The organism is Paenibacillus litoralis (assembly GCF_046244365.1).
Taxonomy (GTDB): domain Bacteria; phylum Bacillota; class Bacilli; order Paenibacillales; family NBRC-103111; genus Paenibacillus_V.
Window position 1 is genome coordinate 4,091,710 of sequence record NZ_CP176395.1, and the last position, 16,373, is coordinate 4,108,082.

Genomic DNA, 16,373 nt, shown 5'->3' on the forward strand with positions numbered 1-16,373 from the left:
CAACTCTTTACATGGGAAGCTCTCTCCGCAATGGGGGGAGCTTCTTTGCTTACATTCTTCGTTGTGCAATACACGAAAGGTTTGATGGACCAGTTTGCACACTGGCTACCGACGGATGTCTACGCGGTCGTAGTGGCGTTCTTAGTGCTTATCATGGCGCAGCTCGCCATCGGCGCGAATGCGACGGATTGGCGAATGTATGGTCTTGCCTTCGCTAATGCGTTTCTCATAGCGGCAGCGGCTGGTCAAATGCAAAATAAGGCGGTTCGTCCGCCGGGACATAGAGAAGGGGATGGCGATGGCAAAGGGATTTGATTGTGCGACGCCGCTTAATGCCAATTTGGCAATGCGGTTTAAAGAAGAAGGCTATGAATTTGTATGCCGGTATTTGGTGCCAAGTGGTTGGAAGAGGCTAACCGGGGAAGAGGCTGACGCGATCAGTAAGGCGGGGATGCAAATCGTTTCCGTATTCGAAACGACAGCGGACCGGGCGCTTGGCGGACGGGCTGCCGGACTCGCGGACGGCGCTTTCGCTGCTCAAACAGCGCACGCCGTCGGCCAGCCGGAGGGAAGCGCGATATATTTTGCAGTGGATTTCGACGTAACAAATCAGGTGCAAATGAAATGCGTAATCGAATATATCCACGCGGCCAGCGAGGCTACGCCGAACTATACGACGGGCGTATATGGTGAGTATGAGGTTATTGAGGCTGTAAGCGCGGCTGGTGTCTGCTCGCGGTTCTGGCAGACAAGAGCATGGAGCGGAGGGAAGCGATCGGGTACCGCAAACATCTACCAGTACGATTGCGGGCCGCAAGGGCTCGGCATGGAAAAGAACGGCATCATGGTCGATTTGAATGAGTCTTACGGTAATGAGGGATGGTGGAACGCAAATCCCGAAGAGTTAAACGAAGAAGAGGAGGACGGAGACAACATGCCGATGAAACTAAAACAATGGCAATGGGATATGCTTTACGAAGTAATGGGTAAGGCATATAACGCAGATCAGCTCGACTGGGATTGGATGCAGAAGATCGTCGATAAGACGCTAACGGCTGCGGAGCTCTCATTCCTGAATACGGTTTTGGATGGTCGGATCGACCGGAATATCGAGGTATAATATGGGCGCTAAAGTCAAGGAGATGAGCGGCGGACTATGGCGCTTTTGGTGTCCGGGATGCAACAGGGCGCACGCATTCGACCAGCGATGGACATTCAATGGCAACGTAAATGCGCCGGCGTTCAGCCCGTCGCTGCTGTGTTCGGCTCCGTACTACGGCGACATGGAGCCATACGTCTGTCATAGCTTCGTGACGGATGGGCGCATTCAGTTCCTATCCGATTGCACCCATAAGCTGGCCGGGCAGACGGTCGAGTTACCGGTACTGGCTAAAATCGATGAAGATTAGTAAACGGATTCCCCACTGGCTTCGGCTGGTGGGGAATTCTTTTGTTTATATCAGAAAATCAACCATTGCAGGACTACGTAACATTCCATTCTTAGTCCAATTACGGATCTTCACCTTTGCTTTTATGAGTGGCTCCATGTAAACGAAATCCTTATCCTCGCCTGTCACAAGCGATTTTCTCACACTGTAGAACGCCATCTTATGCCGCGGCGTAACGCCCAGCTCGATTATACCTGCGGGCCGCAAACGGTCGTCCTTACCTGGCACAGACGCCAACCAGCCGAATTCGTTCTTGCGATATCCAGTTATATAAACGTTTTCGTATTGCCAATTGATGATTTTTAGCCAAGCATCCGATCGTCTGCTGACGTATTTACTGTCAATGCGTTTACCGACGATGCCCTCCATCTTCCTTTCGCGGATAATGGCAAACAAGTCCTCGCCGCGTTCCGGAACCGACGTCACGCTGGAAAAGTGCTCGTTTTGCCCCATCGTCGCATCAAGGATCTTCTTTCGATCAGTCAACGGCAGCCGCCGTAAATCCCGCCCATCACGCTGCAGTATGTCAAAGCAGAAAAAAGAGACAGGCAAGCGCTGCATAGCCGCTACTATTTTATCTTGCCTTGTGATCTTGGAACGCTCCTGCATCAACTCGAAATCGACTTGACCGCTCGCCGGATCAATCACGGCGCCTTCGCCATCAAGGATACCGTCGCCGTCCATAGGGACATCCCATAGCTCCGGGTAAAGGCGCGTCACCTCGTTGCCGTGGCGAGTGTAAATACGCGTGACGCCGATCTGCCGTACAATCAGCAGGCGATGCCCGTCGATTTTTGGTTCGAAAACGTATCGCTCATCATTGAATGCTGTCGGCGCCGTCTCAAGAAGCATCGGAGAAATAAACATAAAAACACCTCTACGTCAATTATAGCGCGCGGCTATACGACGCAGAGGCGGTAAGTGTTGGAATATGTGCCGGTAGGTTTCGGCCCGTTCCGCGGAGGGCCTCGTCAGGCGGGATAATACGTATGGTTGCAGCGGTCACATTTCATCACTTCAACGGTCGCTGTATCGACTTGGACGAAACCACACGAATGGCATTCATGGTACTTATAATTCAAAGCGTCAGACGCTTCTTCCGCACCCGTCTTGCTGCCGACGAATTCGCCTGTCCATTCCTTCACTGCCGAATCCCATACGGACCAGGAGCGCGGGCGGCTACTTTCTCCGTAGTAACTGTATGGACTGACGACATACCGCTGTTTTTCTGCATTCACCGTTATTACCTCCCCGCGTTTACCGTCCGCCGACGATTAGGTATTATTCCGGACGCCTTCTGCAAACCCATTTTCCCGCGCTGCCCATATAAGCGACATCAGATTTAGTTTTGTTTCGCGCTCCCAGCCATTTACCCATTCGACTGTTTTTCGTTCGGAGTCCGTTAACCCGCGGCCAATGGCTCGCTCGATGTGTACGACATCCATCGTATCGTTCGCCCTCCTTGACTATTTATTCCGTAATGTCCGAACCAACGCTGCCACCGAAAGAACCAATGCCGCAATGCTGATGATCAATGTTGCAGTGCTCATGCCGATCGCCTCCCGTTTATTTTAATCATGCTTTATGTTAAGATTGGGGTGAGAAGGCCGGGTCGACTCCGACCTTCTCGATGGGAACCTATTTACGTTTGCCTCGGCGGCTGCGTTTTTTGGTTCCTTTTTTGTTTTTCTTACGGCCTGCTTTTAGCAGAAGTAACGCTGTGGTTAGCTGAATCATCGCCGTAAGAAGTCCCACCCAATCTTTCATGTTGTCACCCTTTCAAGAAGCTCGTCCTTCACTTCTTGTCATAATTATATACTTGTACCAGTATATTGTCAATGTTTTGTATACTGGTATCAGTATATTTTTTGTGGTATCATTGGATGATGAAAAGGGAGTGGTGGCAAGATGGAGAGGAAGGGTACAGCAGCAACGAGGGCGAAGGATAAGTACAACGCTGCGAATTACGATCAAGTTAAGTTTTTGGTTCCCAAAGGTGGGCGGGCAATAATAGATGAGGCGGCGAATGCTGCTGATTTGAGTCGAAATGCATTCATCGCACAAGCAATAAATGAGAAGATCGAAAGAGACAAAAAAGAGCAGGAGGGATAACCCCACAGCTCTTTTTTGTGTTTCATGAGAATTCATTTAGCGATTAGACGGCCATCTGCATGTCTGATAAGTTTTGATCTGCATTTATAACAAATCGGCGTTTTCCCAATCACTTTTATTTTCCTTCCGCATACCGGGCAGAGTTCTGGAGCAACAAATACAGCGGCTGATCCTTTTAACGCGTAGTAGAAAAACGTAATAATTACAACAATACCTATAAAAATCAGGAAGAAAATAAACATTAAAAGCCCTCCGAAATGTCTCCATCGGCTGGAGTCCTTGCTCGAAATCTGTCAAATGTTAGTATATCAGTGATGGAAATAGATGGGCAAGTAATATATCATTATTGTGCTGTACGTTCTCCTTCTGTTCGCATATACTATATGCAAACAAATGTTCTTATGGGGGCGAGCATATGACGGAGATGATGCGCGGTAACTTACCGACGTATGATGAGATTATCGCGATTCGGGACTCAATCCTGCTGCCGATGATGCTCAGTATTTGCGAAAATAAATGTCGTGATATCGAGTTCGATCAGCAGCCACTGCGGCAATTGTATCTTGCGGCAAATCATGCTCTTATGAACCGCATCAACGGCGATCTGACCAGGGTTAAAAAATTACTACGAGCAAGCAAAATCAAGGTTGTTGAGGATGATAAAGTGGCTGATGCGACGATCTACTATAGGTATTTTTGCCGTGGATATAATGACATTTTTGCACTTACGAGGGATGTCGTAAAAGCTGAAATCAGCGTTAGGCTGGGGCAATATATAGGGGATTTGGTACAAAGTGTGTGGGAGGGCGAACAGGGTGTTGCCGGACACGGAGCGCAAGGTTATCACGATCCTATTTAACCTCTACGGCCATTCTTGGGCGTCTCCTGATCTATCCCGGATCAGCCGCTATGCTCAGCGCATGCCGGGGAAAGTAAAAGCAGCTGTGAGAAAGCTGCAAGCGGATGGATATATAGAAGTCGTAGACGGCAAGCTGCGGATTATACGCTTGTGGGAACCGGCACCAGTCAACCAAGCGCCTAAATGGAGATCTCAAGAGTTTCATTTTCAAGAAAAGAAATCGAACCGGCCCTGATTAAGGGGAGTCGGTTCGTTTTTTTAATAGGACGGACATAATAACGATCTTCAGATCAAATAAAATATGAACCAATATCGGCGCCAGTAGGGTGCCACCCCATATATATAACGTCCCTAAAAACAATCCCAAAACCAACGAGACGATAACGCCGCCGATCCCTTGAATATAATGACCGAGTGCGAAAATGATTGACGCTATAATTAAGCTCCAGAGGGCGCCAAGGCTCAAATGCTCTTTGATGTACTCGTACATAAAAGATCGGAACATGATTTCCTCGCAAATGCCTACTGTGATCGCCACGAATACAAACCCTAATTGCTCGCGCCGAGTCTCTGGATAGATGAAATTATTTTCCTTGAACTGCTCCTGCAATTTATCACGCAGCTCAGTATTGAAACTAACAAGTAGAATGGGCAAGAAGTCAGATGCTACCAATAGTATGCCGGCTACTTGGCAAACAATCACGAACCAGAAAGGTATAGAGTCCGCTGGAGCGGCTGTGAATATTGGGTATAAGAGCATGATGGGAATTGCAAATATCCAATAAAGAGCGCACATTTTCCAGAACATTCGAATCTTTAATTTCTCGTTCGAGTGGGACTTTAAACTCCGGATTTGATAGAAAGTAAAGATAGGGAAAACGGAGCAAATTAAGATGACAAACAGATGATCCACTTAGGTAATTCCTCCTAATAATATAATACAAAGTATTAAATAAGTAATGACATATATAATACATTGTATTATAATTAATGGTAATTGAACAACTGATTAATGGAAAAAGGTGAGTGAGATGGAGGACTTCAGTCGGGATAACTTCCCCAAACTGTGCGGAGTGAAGGAGGCAGCGGAGATACTTGAGGTCACAAGACAAAATATGCCGAACATGATGAAAGCAAAGCGGTTCCCTTCGCCTATTACTTATGTAGGAGAAAGGCCGCTTTGGATCGAAAATGATATAAAGGAATATAACAGGATTCGCAGAAGGAAGAGAAATTAATTGGAGGTTAATTCAATGTTGTTCTGGGATGGGCTCGTTAAAATTATCATGTCGATTATTATGTTCTCCTCAGTTGTGGCTTTATCCTTCTCTTTGTTTCGAATCCCAATCAGAGGGAACGATAAGCAGATCGTTCTTCTTGCATTAATTGTTGGATCGGCGAACTATTACTTTAAATTCGTAGTTAATTCGCCTACATACATGATTGTTCAATTGGTAATGTATATTGTCATTCTAATGCTCTTTCGAAAGTACCCTCTCTTGTACTCAGTGCTGGTATGTGTGACGGGATTCCTTGTTGCTTCAGTGATGGAAGTTATCGTGTCCGTGGCAGTAATTCAAACGGGTCTATCCTCGACATACTTGATGCAAGAAAGCATACTCCATTATGCGTCAATGCACCTGCTTATAAGTGCAATTAACGGCCTTGCGTCGTTCTTGATATATCGTTTTAACATCGGATTTTCCTTTGTCGTCAGAAGGTTTTCGGGGAAAAATGCATTGCGTGGCTACAATTTTTTGTGGGCTGTAATCCTGGTCGTTATTATGGCTTCGCTGCAATTGGTTTCGGGGGTATTTGAGATTGAGCCTCTATACTTAACTGCTATAATCCTGCTGGTACTTGGTATGGTTATTAGTATAGGATACTCCTATATTCAAAATCAAAAAGTAATTGCGGTCCGATACGAAAACAGAAAAGAGGACGAAAAGAGTGATAGTGGAGAAGGTATCTGACTATTTAGCGGTCAAAATCAATCAAAATACGCCTAATGCCTCATCTGTCGGGGTTTTAAGGTACGCATTGATTGGGGTAATTAATACAATTTTAATTACACTTATGGTTCTAGTTGTTGCCTCTATTACCGGTCATATATTGAGTGCAGTGGTAGTGTTAGTGGCGTTCCCGGTATTGCGTTATTTTAGCGGAGGGCTACATTTGAACTCTTCGACAAAATGCAACATACTTTCGACATTATTTTTACTTTTATCGATTTACTTGCCCGTTAATTACTGGTACATTGGATTCGTAATGAATATTTTGTCAGTTTTGATCCTAGCTGTTTATGCCCCTAGTGGTATCGAGCGTAATACATTAGGACCAAAATACAACCCAATTTTGAAGGCTATAGCGGTCGTTATCGTTTGTATGAATTTCATATTCCAAAGTCATGTATTGGCTGCGGCATTTTTCTTACAAGCACTCACGACGCCGCCGATCCTTCGGAGGTTCATCGAAAAATAACCCATAGGGGGAACTCGACAATGAAAGCATTTTTGTCCAAAGCGGCTAATGCCGGCCTGACGTTCGTAGCAAAAAAATTCGTAAAAACCGGATGCTTGATTTTCTGTCACCGCCCGGAAGCTCCGGAAGAACTATTTAAAGCCTAATAACGGCAAAAAGCGGAACCTGACAACAGGCTCCGCTTTTTTTTATGTTCCTGCTTTCTTCATGCGTGTGATGTGTCTTTTCATGAAGTTCTTAAGAGACGCTGCCGCTTTTGAAGCTTGCTCTTTTGCGATGTCGTCTATTGTAATGCAATATTGGATACCTGGATGGGAAATGTGACGGACAACCAGTTCGTAACAAACGTTCTCTTGTATCTCGATATTCTTGCTTGAGTTGATAAAAATGCGGTTTGTTTCGGGCGATGTTTTTGAATACATGCCGTATATTTCCCCTAGGTCATCACGGTGAGAAATCTTTACGCCGAGATGCCTCGCCAATGCAAAAGGGCAGTATTCCCCTATTTCCTCAAATAATTGGTTGACCCTCTTTTTTGCATCCATAAGCTCACTCCATCCCAAAGGTTTTATTCGCTGTGATTTTTTGGTAAGATTGTTGTCGTGACAATGTAAAGCATTTTGCATTTCGGAGGACCGCGCAGATGCCGTATAAACCCGGCCGCTGCCTTCTGGTTGATCGTTTGCGTGACGTAGGAATGACCCAACAAGAACTTGCCGACAAAGAAGGTTTTACCCGTCAGCAGATCTCGGAATATGCTACCGGAAAAAGGAAGATGTCCTATATCAACGCAATCACGATAGCCGAAGCTCTCGACTGTCATCCAAGGGACCTATATGAGCTTATTCCGGTAAAGAAATCCGAACGCCGAAGGCAGCCGAAGAAGATGACCTAAATGGTTGTCTTCCGGGTTGGTTGTCATGCAAAACGATGACACAGAGCTTTGAAGAATGCCGTCGATCTGGACAGCATTCGACGGTTTAGATCGATCGTACTATATAGGACAGAACCAATAACATATATGTTACGCTTCTATTTAGAATTTTTTCCACGATTTTCATCTTCTAGGTCCTCAAGGAAAGTGAACTTCATGAATTTCAAAACAATACGCATCTTTTCTTCGTCTACATTCCCTTTGTCACGGAGCATTGCCTCAGTATCCTTGAGAAACTTGTCCATCAACGCTTGGTGTTCCGTCATTATCGACGTTTTATCGAAGTAATGCTTTTCGGCTTCTTTTCGTCCTAATAAGTAGTCGACAGTGACATTGAAAAAGTCTGCGATCTTTACTAAGTCTGCAAACTCTGGTTCTGTTTTCCCATTTTCATAGTTGGATATCGTGGCTCTTGTCTTACCAAGATATTCGGAAAAATCATCTTGTGAAACGTTCCTCTTTGTTCTCAATTCTTTGAGTGTTTCGCTAAAATGTGACACAGAACACATCTCCATTCTAAAAAAAAATATCAACGAAAGAAAACTTTACGCTTGCGCAAAGAAATCTAACGTGTTATTATTCGGACATACCCCACGAAAGGTTGGTGATAATGTTGATTTCTGTCAGAAGGAAGTATAAGGGGGCAATCTACCCGCCAAAGAAAAAACTGAGGTCGGTTAGAAGGTCTAAAGATGTTTCGTTGCGTCAGATGGCTGATCATTTCGGAGTAACGGAGGCCACAATCAGTAATTACGAATCTGGCCGCACGTCAGTGACCGAGGAGTTCATGGTCGGGTCCGCAAATTTTCTTAACGTCGATGTTTTTGAGTTATTCCCAGAATCTCCATTGCTTAGACATCTTAGAGATAAATTTAAAGTATCAAAAGTTTAAGTTTCCGACACTGACAGTTACGCTTGGTACACAGTTCCGGCTACATTTTTGATTATATAACGTAAAGAAACTTTACGCAATAGCAAAATTTGTTGTCAATTCAACAGGTCTTTTTATCATGCGTATCGGTTTAGGAAACTTAACGTAATCGTTAAAAAACTTATACAACGGTGGTGGTGAGATTGGAAAAACAGTCATATGTTCTTACTCTTCTGAATGCTGTAAGGAACGAGGCGAGAGAGTGTTTAAAAGACAGGCAGCATTTTGTGAGAGTACAAGAGTTTATTCTTGTGACTTATTGGGTAGTCAAATCATTCAAAAAATCTAAGGAAAGGAGATGCTCATGAACCAAATAACCAAGTTATCGGATGAAATAAATGTAATTACGGTTCAGATTCAATTTATAGAAGGCGAGATCGAAAAGACGATGAACGAGCGAGCTTTTCAGATCGGACAGTTACTCAACCATGTCAAGGAAACCTTGCAATACGGGAAGTTTACCGAATGGGTAAATGAAAATTTTAGATTCTCTCGCCGATACGCCTATAACTTCATGAATTACTACAAAGATAACGAACTTGTGCAGTCAACTTCACAACTACCTAGTTTTACAAAGGAAGTTGAGATCATGTCCTTACTGCCAGCGGAGCGAAATGAGGTCAGGACTCAGATTCATGTTGTCCCATCTACTGGCGAGGAGAAACACTTCGATGAACTTACCCAAAAGGAATTAAGGGAAGTAAAAAGAGCCAAGAAAGAGGCTGAGGATCGCGCCGATCAATTGGATGCAGAAAAGCGAAATCTTGAAAAGCAACTAAAGAACGTGATCCCCATAGATCAGCTTGACGAGGTCGTCGACTTCCGGCTCGAGCAACATCGCGAGCAGTCAGAGATCGAAAAACAGCAGATCATTGCGGAAAAAGACCGAGAAATTCGGGCACTGGAATCACGTAAGCCGGAAGTCTTAACAAAGGAAGTCGTCCCACAAAAGGTGAAGGACGAGCTTGATGAGCTTCGTCATTATGTCCGCAAGCTTACTTCGGAGCGGAAGGAGCTCGAAGAGAAGCACAAGGAACTAAGCGACCTTGAATACCGGGAAAAGAAGCTCCAAATCGAAGGCCGGACGAGTATCTATGAATTACAAATAAAAATCAAACAGTTCATTGAGGATGCCGCCCCTACGCTTTTTCTTCAAGGAGCCATCGCTTCAAATCCAATTATGAAAAAAGATATTGAGGGAAGTATCGTTTCGCTAGAGGAATTCTGTTCTTCGATGCGTGATGTACTTAATTCCAAAATTCAAATTGTGGAGGTATAGCCATGAAAGATTCTAATGTAATTAGTCTTGTCCGGCGCTCAATAGAAAGCTCGGAAGGGCAGCTCGCCGCCATGAAAGTCATGCTTGAACAGGTAGTGGCTGTAGGTCAAGAAACTCAGCATGTCAAAGAGGAAGTAACCATGATGGCGTCTGAGGTCAAGGGTGTGAAAGACGAAATTGCCCAGTTTGAGAAGGAGTTCCGCGATACAAACCGGCTGCTCCCCAGTGAAGTGGATGACGTCTATAGGGCAGTAGTTGATAAATCTGTTGAGCTAGCGAAACGGCGAAATCACGAGGAAGATGACGGATTTACAAAGGTCGTCGGTAAGTATCGCCGTCTGATCTGGAGCAAGTTGAAGAAACGCTTCGGAACTAGCAAATACATCCATATCAAAAGAATGGATTACGTTTCCACTCTTATGTTCATCGAAACGTTTAATCCGGAAGATTACCTATAGAAGGGAGAGGGATGTATTGTTCTACTTTTCGCCCGCTGAAATAGCGAAAATCCTGAGGGATTTAAAAAGAGCATTTCGTGAGTCGTGGGATTTTGAACCGGTATTGTCCATTGTCCCGGCCGGAAACGGGCAGTATTCCCGTAAGCCTAACCGGATGAACCGTATGCTGCCGATCGGTCACCGCTGCCGTGGTGATGTGGGGGCGGAAGGGTGATCTTTTCAGCGGCGTGGCAGGCGATAGGAGCAATATTGTTTACCTCCGCGATAGTTTTATCAATTGGCGGCCTGCTGGGGCTAGGAAGGGGTAGGGAGTATGAGGAGTGATGAAATGATCAATCGGCTCGGTAAGTATTTTGTCTTCTGGGAAATTGGCCGTAGATTCGGAATCACGTTTGAACGCTTTGTTCAGATGGTCGAGTCCGGGCAATGGAAAGAGGCGGTTTCTAGTGGATAAAGCGGACGTTGTAGCAAAATGCGCCAGCGAGAATTGCGGATTGCCGATCTATCGCGGAGATAGGGCGTGGAAATGTGGAAAGAAGCTGTTCTGCTGCCTCCAATGTTTTTCGGAGGGCTTTAAAAGAAAGTGAGGGGGATGGAAGCGTGAGAATGTTTTGGGCATGGCCTGAAGTAGAAGCGACGGTTATCAGAAATGTCCTGCACGGAATCGATCGGAGGCTTGACGAACAGATCGACCAGTATATCGGGAAATACGGCGTTGACGCTGCGGAATTCATACTCGAACCTTTTACCCACTATACCGGATGGATGGTAATGCCGCCCTTCTGCGAGATGAGTTTCAAGTTAGAGTACGAAGAGGTTACTTTTTATAAGCTGTTCAATGTTTATAGGCTCACATTCGGAACCGTAAAAGCTTGTGATTTGGCAAAGACCATGGGTGAACAAGTCCGAGAGCGTGTTGAATCGCGGCTGCAGCTTGATCGGGAACGTCGGGCTGAAGAAGGAAGAAAGAAATCGGATTACGCTCAAGAGAAGGAATTGGAAAAGGCCGCTGCGGGAACAGCGACCCAAACGAACCCTTGCTAAAGTTCTTATCGATCATCATACCAAATTTTCGAAGGGGATGGAATACGCATGCATATTAAACGCCTTGAGATTAAAAATTTCCTCGGCATTAAGGAGTTGCTGTTTAGCCCGGGCAAGTTCAATAAGGTTTCCGGGGACTCCGGGACCGGCAAAACCAGTGTAGTCGAAGCGATGGAAAAACTGTTCACTAACCGCAACCGCCGGACGGAGGTTATCCGGCACGATCAGGAAGAGGCGGAATTGTTCGTCGAACTGAACGACGGGCTGCAGACGACGCGGAAAATCCGGAATGAGAAAGCAGACTATTTGAAGGTCAAACACGACAGCAAGGCCGTCAGCAGCACGGAGGCATACCTGAAAAAACTGGTTAACGGAGAAATCTTCCGGCCAATTGAATTTGTCCACAAGCAACCGAAAGAGCAAACGGAAATCATCCTAAATATGTTAACGATCGATTGGACGGTTGAAGAAATAAAAAGCTGGTTCGGAGAAATGCCAGAGGCAGACTATCAGCTCCACATCCTCCAGATTTTGAAACAGATCGAAACGGGCTACTATGCCGAAAGGGAATCAATAAACCGCGAAATAAATTTGCTACGGGCTAATATCGAGGGCATCAAGCGCGACCTGCCGCCTAACTATGACGGAGAGGAATGGCGCGGCGTCAACCTGCAGGAGCTTTACAAAAAGCTGTCCGATGCGGAGGAATCAAATAAACGCCTGCAGGAAGCACAATCGTTAATTGACGACTTATCGATCCGTATCGACGACATCAAACAAAAGGCGGCAAATGCCGCGGAATCAAAACGATTGGATTACCAGCGGCAGCGCGAAACCTATGCCAATGCGATTAAGCGCATTGAAGAAAATATCCAGCAGGAACAATCGAAAATCGATGATGTGGACCGGCGTATTCTGGACTCGAATGTTCGTATGGACGCTGAACTCGAACAAGCTATCGAGCGTCTGAAGCTGCAATTTCAAGCTCGCAAGCAGACGGCCCGCGAAGATATCCAACAGGAAGCGGAACAATCCCGCGTTTTCATGGCTGAGTATAGGGAACAGCTGGCCGAAAAGAAAAGCTCTTTGGCTAACATCGCAGAGCACGAACGCAAGGACTTGGAGAAGATCACAGACCACGAAGCGAACCTTATAGCCGCCGAAAATGCCAAGTCCGGCAATGCCCAGCAAATCATTGATACTGCCGCTTGGATTGATCCGGCGCCACTGAAAGAAGCCGCTGACAATGCTGCAAAAATGAAAGAATACCTCCGCGAGTGGGAACGCATGACGGACATCATCAAGGACAAGCTCGCGCCGAAGGAAGCGCGCTCCTCCGATCTGACAACCAAGATCCAAAAGGCGCGAGAGCTGCCGAAGGAACTACTGAAGACGGCTGCGCTGCCGGTTGATGGGCTGTCCGTGGACGAGCAGGGACGCATCCGCATTAACGAAACACTGATTGATGGTTTATCCGAAGGAGAGGCGCTAGAGTTTGCTTTTAAACTTGCCAGGGCGCAGGCCGGAGAGCTCAAGGTCATTTGCGTTGACGGGTGGCAAAACCTCGGCAGCCGGCAGCAGGAAATCATCGAGAGCGCCAAACACGACGACTATCAATATTTCGTTCTGGAAACGGTCGAAGGCCAGGACTTAAATATCGATATCGTGGAGGGCTAGAGGATGGAACTTACAAAAAGCAATTATTTTTCGCTGGAAGCTGGTCGTCACTACATGTCGGTAAGTCAATTCAAAGATTTCGCGCCCTCCTTTGGGGGGTGCGAAGCCCGGGCGCTTGCCAAAGTAAAAGGGGAATATGAACAGCCTTCGATTACAGCTTTTATGGAGGGCCATTACGTCCACGCCTGGAATGAAGGGAAGCTCGATGAATTTAAAGCAAGCAATCTCGACCTTTACAGCAGCCGTGGCCCGACGGCGGGGCAATTGAAATCCAATTTCCAACATTGCAACAAGATGATTGACGTTCTGGAAAATGCGCCGCTTGCATTGAAAGTATTGGCCGGCCAAAAAGAAGTCATTATGACGGCTGAACTGTTCGGGATTCCATGGAAGATCATGATTGATAGCTATCAACCGGAAGTCGGGCTGTTTGCAGACCTGAAAGCCTTAAGAGAGATCGAGGGGCGATGGTGGAATAAAGAATCACAGAGTCAGGAGAATTTCCTCGATCACTACGGCTATCTCGTACAGATGGCGGTTTATGCAGAGGTTGAGCGGAGATATTCGAATCGTGGCGAAAATACTTGGCTTCTGCCTCACATGGTAATTGTGACGAAGCAAGATCCGCCAGACCACGAAATATTGTACTTCGATTTCGATATGATCGTTCAGCAGCTCGCCATCGTCGGAAATCACATTGAACGCGTCAAGGCCGTTAAATCCGGAAGCGTAGTGCCTATCCGATGTGAAAAATGTGACTACTGTCGGGGCACGAAAGAAATCAAACAAATCAAACATTATGCTGAACTGGCGGTGAACTAGGGTGCTGAACAGGGTTATTTTAATCGGCAGGCTAGTACGCGATCCGGAGTTGAGATATACCCCGGGCGGCATCGCGACATGTACCTTTACACTAGCGGTAGACCGTCCATATACAAGCGATGATAGAGACAAACAAGCGGATTTCATACCTATCGTCGTCTGGCGTCAGCAGGCCGAGCACTGCGCGAATTATTTACGCAAGGGACGTCTTGCGGCAGTGGAAGGCCGGATGCAGGTCCGGAACTACGATCACAAGAAAGGGCACAAAGTTTACGTTACAGAGGTCATAGCGGATAATGTCCGGTTCCTCGAAAGCGCCGGTTCTGGGCAGCAGCGCGAGCCACAGGAACAGCCGAATGACCGAAGAAGCTGGGGAACCGATCCGTTCCAAGATGACGGCAAGCCGATTGATATTTCGGACGATGATCTCCCATTTTAAAGGCGGTGAATACCATGAGCTTTGACTTTACACCATCAAAACCATGCCCTAAGCCTGAACATAGGCGAAATAAACGGAAGCGTGGCCGGATCACGGCGATAACGGATAAGGTACGTAAGGAATGCGACAGGCGAGCGATGGAGAAATGGAATTCTCCTGTGCCATGCTGCGAGCGGTGCGGACGAAACAACCGAACGGCCGCTCATATGGAGAATGCAAGCCAGCTCGGACCAGGGAATGTCCCATGGAACGTGTGTAATCTATGTGGCACCCATGGCACAAAAGGCTGCCATGACTGGGCGGACAATACCCGGGACGGCATTGAATGGAAGATGAAAAAGCGTACCGAGCTGCTGGAGTATTACGCGGCTGAAGGCAGGAAATGGGCAGCAAGCTTCCAAACTGAGATCGAGCAGCTTATGGGGAAGGAGACGGGGCCGTGAGTGCCGAGGTGAAATGGATCAAAATCACAACCAACATGTTCGAGCATGACAAATTTGATTTCATTTACACGCTGCCGGAAGCGGACGCGATCATTGTGATATGGGTAAGGCTTCTTGCTCAGGCAGGGAAATGTAATGCCGGGGGCTATGTGATGCTTACCGAGAACATTCCTTACACGGACGATATGCTGGCTTCAAAATTCAAGAAGCCTATCAACATCGTCCGCCTGGCTCTCGATACGTTTGCTCGCCTTAGAATGATCGAGCGTTTCGAGGAAGGGATTTACATTTCCAACTGGGACAAGCACCAAAATGTCGACGGTATGGAAAAGATCAAGCTCCAGACAAATAACCGCGTTCGAAAATACCGCGAAAATAAAAGGCTTCAATTAATAGGGGACTGTAACGTTACAGGTAACGCTACAAGTAACGTTACAGTAACGGAATGTAACGCAACAGATATAGAAGTAGATATAGAAGAAGAAATAGATAAAGAAAGAGAAAAAGAATTAATTAAAAAGAATCCTCGCCAAAAGTATGACGAGGATTCGCCGCCCTATAGAATGGCCGTTTATCTCTTATCAAGAATTCGGGAATGGACGAACAGGGCTGAACAACCAAATATGCAGCAATGGGCTGACGACTGTCGGAAGATTCTTGAAATCGATAAACGCGATAAAGGGCTTGTGCGAGACGTTATCGACTGGGCAACAAAGGATACCTTCTGGCAGGGGAACATCTTAAGCCCGGGAAAGCTTCGAAAGCAGTTCACGACATTATGCGTCCATATGGACAAGGACCGGGACAAAGGGGTTACTGTTCAAAAGAAAGGCTCAAGCGGCAAGCCGGTCCTCCCAATGGTTAAGCCCAAGGACGATGACGCGCCTATGACGGCGGAAGAAATCGAATTGGTACGTCAAAAGGCGCTTAGGCTTGAAGCGCAGCGGAGGAATAATCCATGAATGATCTTTTAGATGATCCTCGCCCTAATATGTCGGATAGCTGGCAATGGGAAAAGCTCTTTCGCCTGACCTGCACGCTCCACAACAAACAGACAGGCTATGAGTTACTTCGTCGGCTATGGACGGTACGGAGCGCCGGGGCGCTGATACGGAATAAGGACGGCGTCAATCGCTTGGAACCAATCCTGCCGCCTGCGGGGGAATGGGGCAAAGCAGAGTTTGAAGAAATGAAGAAAAGATACCTATCGCCATACAGGACAGAAATTCAATATCTCTTAAGCAAACTATGATCTGGAGGCATTATGGAAGACGCTAGAAAACGAGCAATCGAAATCATAGGGCTAGAATTAATTCTAAGGCTCGAAAGGTCTGGGATGATCGTAGTGTCGTCCGAGCGCCTGAACGCACTACAGGCGGCGAACGAGCCGCAAATCACGCCCGGATATAAGTGGTTGGGTACTCGCGGTTGGGTAATTAACGATTA

Annotated in this window: 27 protein-coding genes; 19 read left to right on the forward strand and 8 right to left on the reverse strand. The window is 46.6% G+C overall.

Annotated features, from left to right (window positions below):
• Window positions 1-45: 45 nt before the first annotated feature.
• From ACKGJP_RS16830 to ACKGJP_RS16840, 3 genes are read left to right on the forward strand one after another with little or no spacing between them, the layout of a single operon-like run.
• On the forward strand, window positions 46-315 hold the full coding sequence (locus ACKGJP_RS16830; RefSeq protein ID WP_409346771.1) for a hypothetical protein: 270 nt from the start codon (window positions 46-48) through the stop codon (window positions 313-315).
• Entirely contained in the window at window positions 299-1,120 is an 822-nt protein-coding gene (locus ACKGJP_RS16835; RefSeq protein WP_409346772.1) for a DUF1906 domain-containing protein, read from the forward strand. The genes ACKGJP_RS16830 and ACKGJP_RS16835 overlap by 17 nt, the downstream gene beginning before the upstream one ends.
• Window position 1,121: 1 nt before the next feature.
• Complete coding sequence (locus ACKGJP_RS16840) at window positions 1,122-1,409, forward strand: DUF6527 family protein (RefSeq protein WP_409346773.1); 288 nt, start codon at window positions 1,122-1,124, stop codon at window positions 1,407-1,409.
• A 45-nt stretch (window positions 1,410-1,454) separates the two neighbouring features.
• Here the strand turns inward: ACKGJP_RS16840 and ACKGJP_RS16845 are convergent, their stop codons facing one another.
• From ACKGJP_RS16845 to ACKGJP_RS16860, 4 genes are all read right to left on the reverse strand, one after another.
• Window positions 1,455-2,315, reverse strand: a complete 861-nt coding sequence (locus ACKGJP_RS16845) for an ATP-dependent DNA ligase (RefSeq protein WP_409346774.1) — start codon at window positions 2,313-2,315, stop codon at window positions 1,455-1,457.
• Between the two features lie 104 nt (window positions 2,316-2,419).
• On the reverse strand, window positions 2,420-2,686 hold the full coding sequence (locus ACKGJP_RS16850; RefSeq protein ID WP_409346775.1) for a hypothetical protein: 267 nt from the start codon (window positions 2,684-2,686) through the stop codon (window positions 2,420-2,422).
• A 36-nt stretch (window positions 2,687-2,722) separates the two neighbouring features.
• A complete protein-coding gene (locus tag ACKGJP_RS16855; protein WP_409346776.1) occupies window positions 2,723-2,893 on the reverse strand; it encodes a hypothetical protein in 171 nt (56 codons plus the stop codon).
• 193 nt (window positions 2,894-3,086) lie between these two features.
• Window positions 3,087-3,215, reverse strand: coding sequence for a hypothetical protein (locus tag ACKGJP_RS16860; protein ID WP_409346777.1), 129 nt, complete (start codon window positions 3,213-3,215; stop codon window positions 3,087-3,089).
• 141 nt (window positions 3,216-3,356) lie between these two features.
• Here ACKGJP_RS16860 and ACKGJP_RS16865 point away from each other — a divergent pair, with 141 nt between their 5' ends.
• Window positions 3,357-3,560, forward strand: coding sequence for a transcriptional regulator (locus tag ACKGJP_RS16865; RefSeq protein ID WP_409346778.1), 204 nt, complete (start codon window positions 3,357-3,359; stop codon window positions 3,558-3,560).
• A gap of 32 nt (window positions 3,561-3,592) precedes the next feature.
• Here ACKGJP_RS16865 and ACKGJP_RS16870 read toward each other — a convergent pair whose 3' ends face one another.
• Window positions 3,593-3,802, reverse strand: coding sequence for a DUF2614 family zinc ribbon-containing protein (locus ACKGJP_RS16870; protein ID WP_409346779.1), 210 nt, complete (start codon window positions 3,800-3,802; stop codon window positions 3,593-3,595).
• Window positions 3,803-3,975: 173 nt separating this feature from the next.
• Between ACKGJP_RS16870 and ACKGJP_RS16875 the strand changes: the two genes are divergently transcribed.
• Window positions 3,976-4,419 carry a hypothetical protein gene (locus ACKGJP_RS16875; protein WP_409346780.1) on the forward strand — a complete coding sequence of 148 codons (444 nt, stop codon included), beginning with the start codon at window positions 3,976-3,978 and terminating at the stop codon, window positions 4,417-4,419.
• A 235-nt stretch (window positions 4,420-4,654) separates the two neighbouring features.
• Here the strand turns inward: ACKGJP_RS16875 and ACKGJP_RS16880 are convergent, their stop codons facing one another.
• Window positions 4,655-5,332: a CPBP family intramembrane glutamic endopeptidase gene (locus ACKGJP_RS16880; protein WP_409346781.1), complete on the reverse strand. Its 678-nt coding sequence runs from the start codon at window positions 5,330-5,332 to the stop codon at window positions 4,655-4,657.
• 340 nt (window positions 5,333-5,672) lie between these two features.
• Here ACKGJP_RS16880 and ACKGJP_RS16885 point away from each other — a divergent pair, with 340 nt between their 5' ends.
• The 3 genes from ACKGJP_RS16885 to ACKGJP_RS16895 are packed head-to-tail and all read left to right on the forward strand — an operon-like array spanning window position 5,673 to window position 7,046.
• Window positions 5,673-6,392 carry a hypothetical protein gene (locus ACKGJP_RS16885; RefSeq protein ID WP_409346782.1) on the forward strand — a complete coding sequence of 240 codons (720 nt, stop codon included), beginning with the start codon at window positions 5,673-5,675 and terminating at the stop codon, window positions 6,390-6,392.
• Entirely contained in the window at window positions 6,370-6,900 is a 531-nt protein-coding gene (locus ACKGJP_RS16890; protein WP_409346783.1) for an accessory gene regulator ArgB-like protein, read from the forward strand. Before ACKGJP_RS16885 ends, ACKGJP_RS16890 begins: the two co-directional genes overlap by 23 nt.
• A gap of 20 nt (window positions 6,901-6,920) precedes the next feature.
• Window positions 6,921-7,046 (forward strand): cyclic lactone autoinducer peptide, encoded by a 126-nt coding sequence (locus ACKGJP_RS16895; RefSeq protein ID WP_409346784.1) that lies wholly within the window; start codon window positions 6,921-6,923, stop codon window positions 7,044-7,046.
• Between the two features lie 42 nt (window positions 7,047-7,088).
• Here the strand turns inward: ACKGJP_RS16895 and ACKGJP_RS16900 are convergent, their stop codons facing one another.
• On the reverse strand, window positions 7,089-7,445 hold the full coding sequence (locus tag ACKGJP_RS16900; RefSeq protein WP_409346785.1) for a hypothetical protein: 357 nt from the start codon (window positions 7,443-7,445) through the stop codon (window positions 7,089-7,091).
• A 98-nt stretch (window positions 7,446-7,543) separates the two neighbouring features.
• Between ACKGJP_RS16900 and ACKGJP_RS16905 the strand changes: the two genes are divergently transcribed.
• Window positions 7,544-7,795: a helix-turn-helix domain-containing protein gene (locus ACKGJP_RS16905; protein WP_409346786.1), complete on the forward strand. Its 252-nt coding sequence runs from the start codon at window positions 7,544-7,546 to the stop codon at window positions 7,793-7,795.
• Window positions 7,796-7,932: 137 nt separating this feature from the next.
• On the opposite strand, the gene ACKGJP_RS16910 is transcribed toward ACKGJP_RS16905, so the two are convergent.
• Window positions 7,933-8,334 carry a helix-turn-helix domain-containing protein gene (locus tag ACKGJP_RS16910; RefSeq protein WP_409346787.1) on the reverse strand — a complete coding sequence of 134 codons (402 nt, stop codon included), beginning with the start codon at window positions 8,332-8,334 and terminating at the stop codon, window positions 7,933-7,935.
• 110 nt (window positions 8,335-8,444) lie between these two features.
• On the opposite strand from ACKGJP_RS16910, the gene ACKGJP_RS16915 reads away from it, so the two are divergent.
• The 10 genes from ACKGJP_RS16915 to ACKGJP_RS16960 all read left to right on the forward strand — a co-directional run bounded on the left by ACKGJP_RS16915 (window position 8,445) and on the right by ACKGJP_RS16960 (window position 16,179).
• The gene (locus ACKGJP_RS16915; protein WP_409346788.1) at window positions 8,445-8,726 is read left to right on the forward strand and encodes a helix-turn-helix domain-containing protein; all 282 of its coding nucleotides are present in this window, start codon (window positions 8,445-8,447) and stop codon (window positions 8,724-8,726) included.
• Window positions 8,727-9,069: 343 nt separating this feature from the next.
• Complete coding sequence (locus ACKGJP_RS16920; protein ID WP_409346789.1) at window positions 9,070-10,044, forward strand: DUF3102 domain-containing protein; 975 nt, start codon at window positions 9,070-9,072, stop codon at window positions 10,042-10,044.
• Between the two features lie 2 nt (window positions 10,045-10,046).
• Window positions 10,047-10,502: a hypothetical protein gene (locus ACKGJP_RS16925; protein ID WP_409346790.1), complete on the forward strand. Its 456-nt coding sequence runs from the start codon at window positions 10,047-10,049 to the stop codon at window positions 10,500-10,502.
• A gap of 600 nt (window positions 10,503-11,102) precedes the next feature.
• Window positions 11,103-11,546, forward strand: coding sequence for a hypothetical protein (locus tag ACKGJP_RS16930; RefSeq protein WP_409346791.1), 444 nt, complete (start codon window positions 11,103-11,105; stop codon window positions 11,544-11,546).
• 171 nt (window positions 11,547-11,717) lie between these two features.
• Window positions 11,718-13,223 (forward strand): hypothetical protein, encoded by a 1,506-nt coding sequence (locus ACKGJP_RS16935; RefSeq protein WP_409346792.1) that lies wholly within the window; start codon window positions 11,718-11,720, stop codon window positions 13,221-13,223.
• A 3-nt stretch (window positions 13,224-13,226) separates the two neighbouring features.
• Window positions 13,227-14,045: a PD-(D/E)XK nuclease-like domain-containing protein gene (locus ACKGJP_RS16940; RefSeq protein WP_409346793.1), complete on the forward strand. Its 819-nt coding sequence runs from the start codon at window positions 13,227-13,229 to the stop codon at window positions 14,043-14,045.
• A gap of 1 nt (window position 14,046) precedes the next feature.
• Window positions 14,047-14,484, forward strand: a complete 438-nt coding sequence (gene ssb / locus ACKGJP_RS16945; protein WP_409346794.1) for a single-stranded DNA-binding protein — start codon at window positions 14,047-14,049, stop codon at window positions 14,482-14,484.
• A 137-nt stretch (window positions 14,485-14,621) separates the two neighbouring features.
• Window positions 14,622-14,927, forward strand: a complete 306-nt coding sequence (locus ACKGJP_RS16950; protein ID WP_409346795.1) for a hypothetical protein — start codon at window positions 14,622-14,624, stop codon at window positions 14,925-14,927.
• The gene (locus ACKGJP_RS16955; protein ID WP_409346796.1) at window positions 14,924-15,889 is read left to right on the forward strand and encodes a phage replisome organizer N-terminal domain-containing protein; all 966 of its coding nucleotides are present in this window, start codon (window positions 14,924-14,926) and stop codon (window positions 15,887-15,889) included. The genes ACKGJP_RS16950 and ACKGJP_RS16955 overlap by 4 nt, the downstream gene beginning before the upstream one ends.
• Window positions 15,886-16,179 carry a hypothetical protein gene (locus ACKGJP_RS16960; RefSeq protein ID WP_409346797.1) on the forward strand — a complete coding sequence of 98 codons (294 nt, stop codon included), beginning with the start codon at window positions 15,886-15,888 and terminating at the stop codon, window positions 16,177-16,179. Before ACKGJP_RS16955 ends, ACKGJP_RS16960 begins: the two co-directional genes overlap by 4 nt.
• Window positions 16,180-16,373: the final 194 nt, after the last annotated feature.

What these genes read in the sequence shown, in the direction of transcription:
- ACKGJP_RS16865 (WP_409346778.1), top strand. Translation starts at nt 3,357, where the DNA reads ATGGAGAGGAAGGGTACAGCAGCAACGAGGGCGAAGGATAAGTACAAC.
- ACKGJP_RS16840 (WP_409346773.1), top strand. Translation starts at nt 1,122, where the DNA reads ATGGGCGCTAAAGTCAAGGAGATGAGCGGCGGACTATGGCGCTTTTGG.
- ACKGJP_RS16935 (WP_409346792.1), top strand. Translation starts at nt 11,718, where the DNA reads ATGGAAAAACTGTTCACTAACCGCAACCGCCGGACGGAGGTTATCCGG.
- ACKGJP_RS16960 (WP_409346797.1), top strand. Translation starts at nt 15,886, where the DNA reads ATGAATGATCTTTTAGATGATCCTCGCCCTAATATGTCGGATAGCTGG.
- ACKGJP_RS16860 (WP_409346777.1), bottom strand. Translation starts at nt 3,215, where the DNA reads ATGAAAGATTGGGTGGGACTTCTTACGGCGATGATTCAGCTAACCACA.
- ACKGJP_RS16845 (WP_409346774.1), bottom strand. Translation starts at nt 2,315, where the DNA reads ATGTTTATTTCTCCGATGCTTCTTGAGACGGCGCCGACAGCATTCAAT.
- ACKGJP_RS16940 (WP_409346793.1), top strand. Translation starts at nt 13,227, where the DNA reads ATGGAACTTACAAAAAGCAATTATTTTTCGCTGGAAGCTGGTCGTCAC.
- ACKGJP_RS16925 (WP_409346790.1), top strand. Translation starts at nt 10,047, where the DNA reads ATGAAAGATTCTAATGTAATTAGTCTTGTCCGGCGCTCAATAGAAAGC.
- ACKGJP_RS16920 (WP_409346789.1), top strand. Translation starts at nt 9,070, where the DNA reads ATGAACCAAATAACCAAGTTATCGGATGAAATAAATGTAATTACGGTT.
- ACKGJP_RS16950 (WP_409346795.1), top strand. Translation starts at nt 14,622, where the DNA reads ATGGAGAAATGGAATTCTCCTGTGCCATGCTGCGAGCGGTGCGGACGA.
- ACKGJP_RS16870 (WP_409346779.1), bottom strand. Translation starts at nt 3,802, where the DNA reads ATGTTTATTTTCTTCCTGATTTTTATAGGTATTGTTGTAATTATTACG.
- ACKGJP_RS16915 (WP_409346788.1), top strand. Translation starts at nt 8,445, where the DNA reads ATGTTGATTTCTGTCAGAAGGAAGTATAAGGGGGCAATCTACCCGCCA.
- ACKGJP_RS16905 (WP_409346786.1), top strand. Translation starts at nt 7,544, where the DNA reads ATGCCGTATAAACCCGGCCGCTGCCTTCTGGTTGATCGTTTGCGTGAC.
- ACKGJP_RS16855 (WP_409346776.1), bottom strand. Translation starts at nt 2,893, where the DNA reads ATGGATGTCGTACACATCGAGCGAGCCATTGGCCGCGGGTTAACGGAC.
- ACKGJP_RS16900 (WP_409346785.1), bottom strand. Translation starts at nt 7,445, where the DNA reads ATGGATGCAAAAAAGAGGGTCAACCAATTATTTGAGGAAATAGGGGAA.
- ACKGJP_RS16875 (WP_409346780.1), top strand. Translation starts at nt 3,976, where the DNA reads ATGACGGAGATGATGCGCGGTAACTTACCGACGTATGATGAGATTATC.
- ACKGJP_RS16895 (WP_409346784.1), top strand. Translation starts at nt 6,921, where the DNA reads ATGAAAGCATTTTTGTCCAAAGCGGCTAATGCCGGCCTGACGTTCGTA.
- ACKGJP_RS16885 (WP_409346782.1), top strand. Translation starts at nt 5,673, where the DNA reads ATGTTGTTCTGGGATGGGCTCGTTAAAATTATCATGTCGATTATTATG.
- ACKGJP_RS16835 (WP_409346772.1), top strand. Translation starts at nt 299, where the DNA reads ATGGCAAAGGGATTTGATTGTGCGACGCCGCTTAATGCCAATTTGGCA.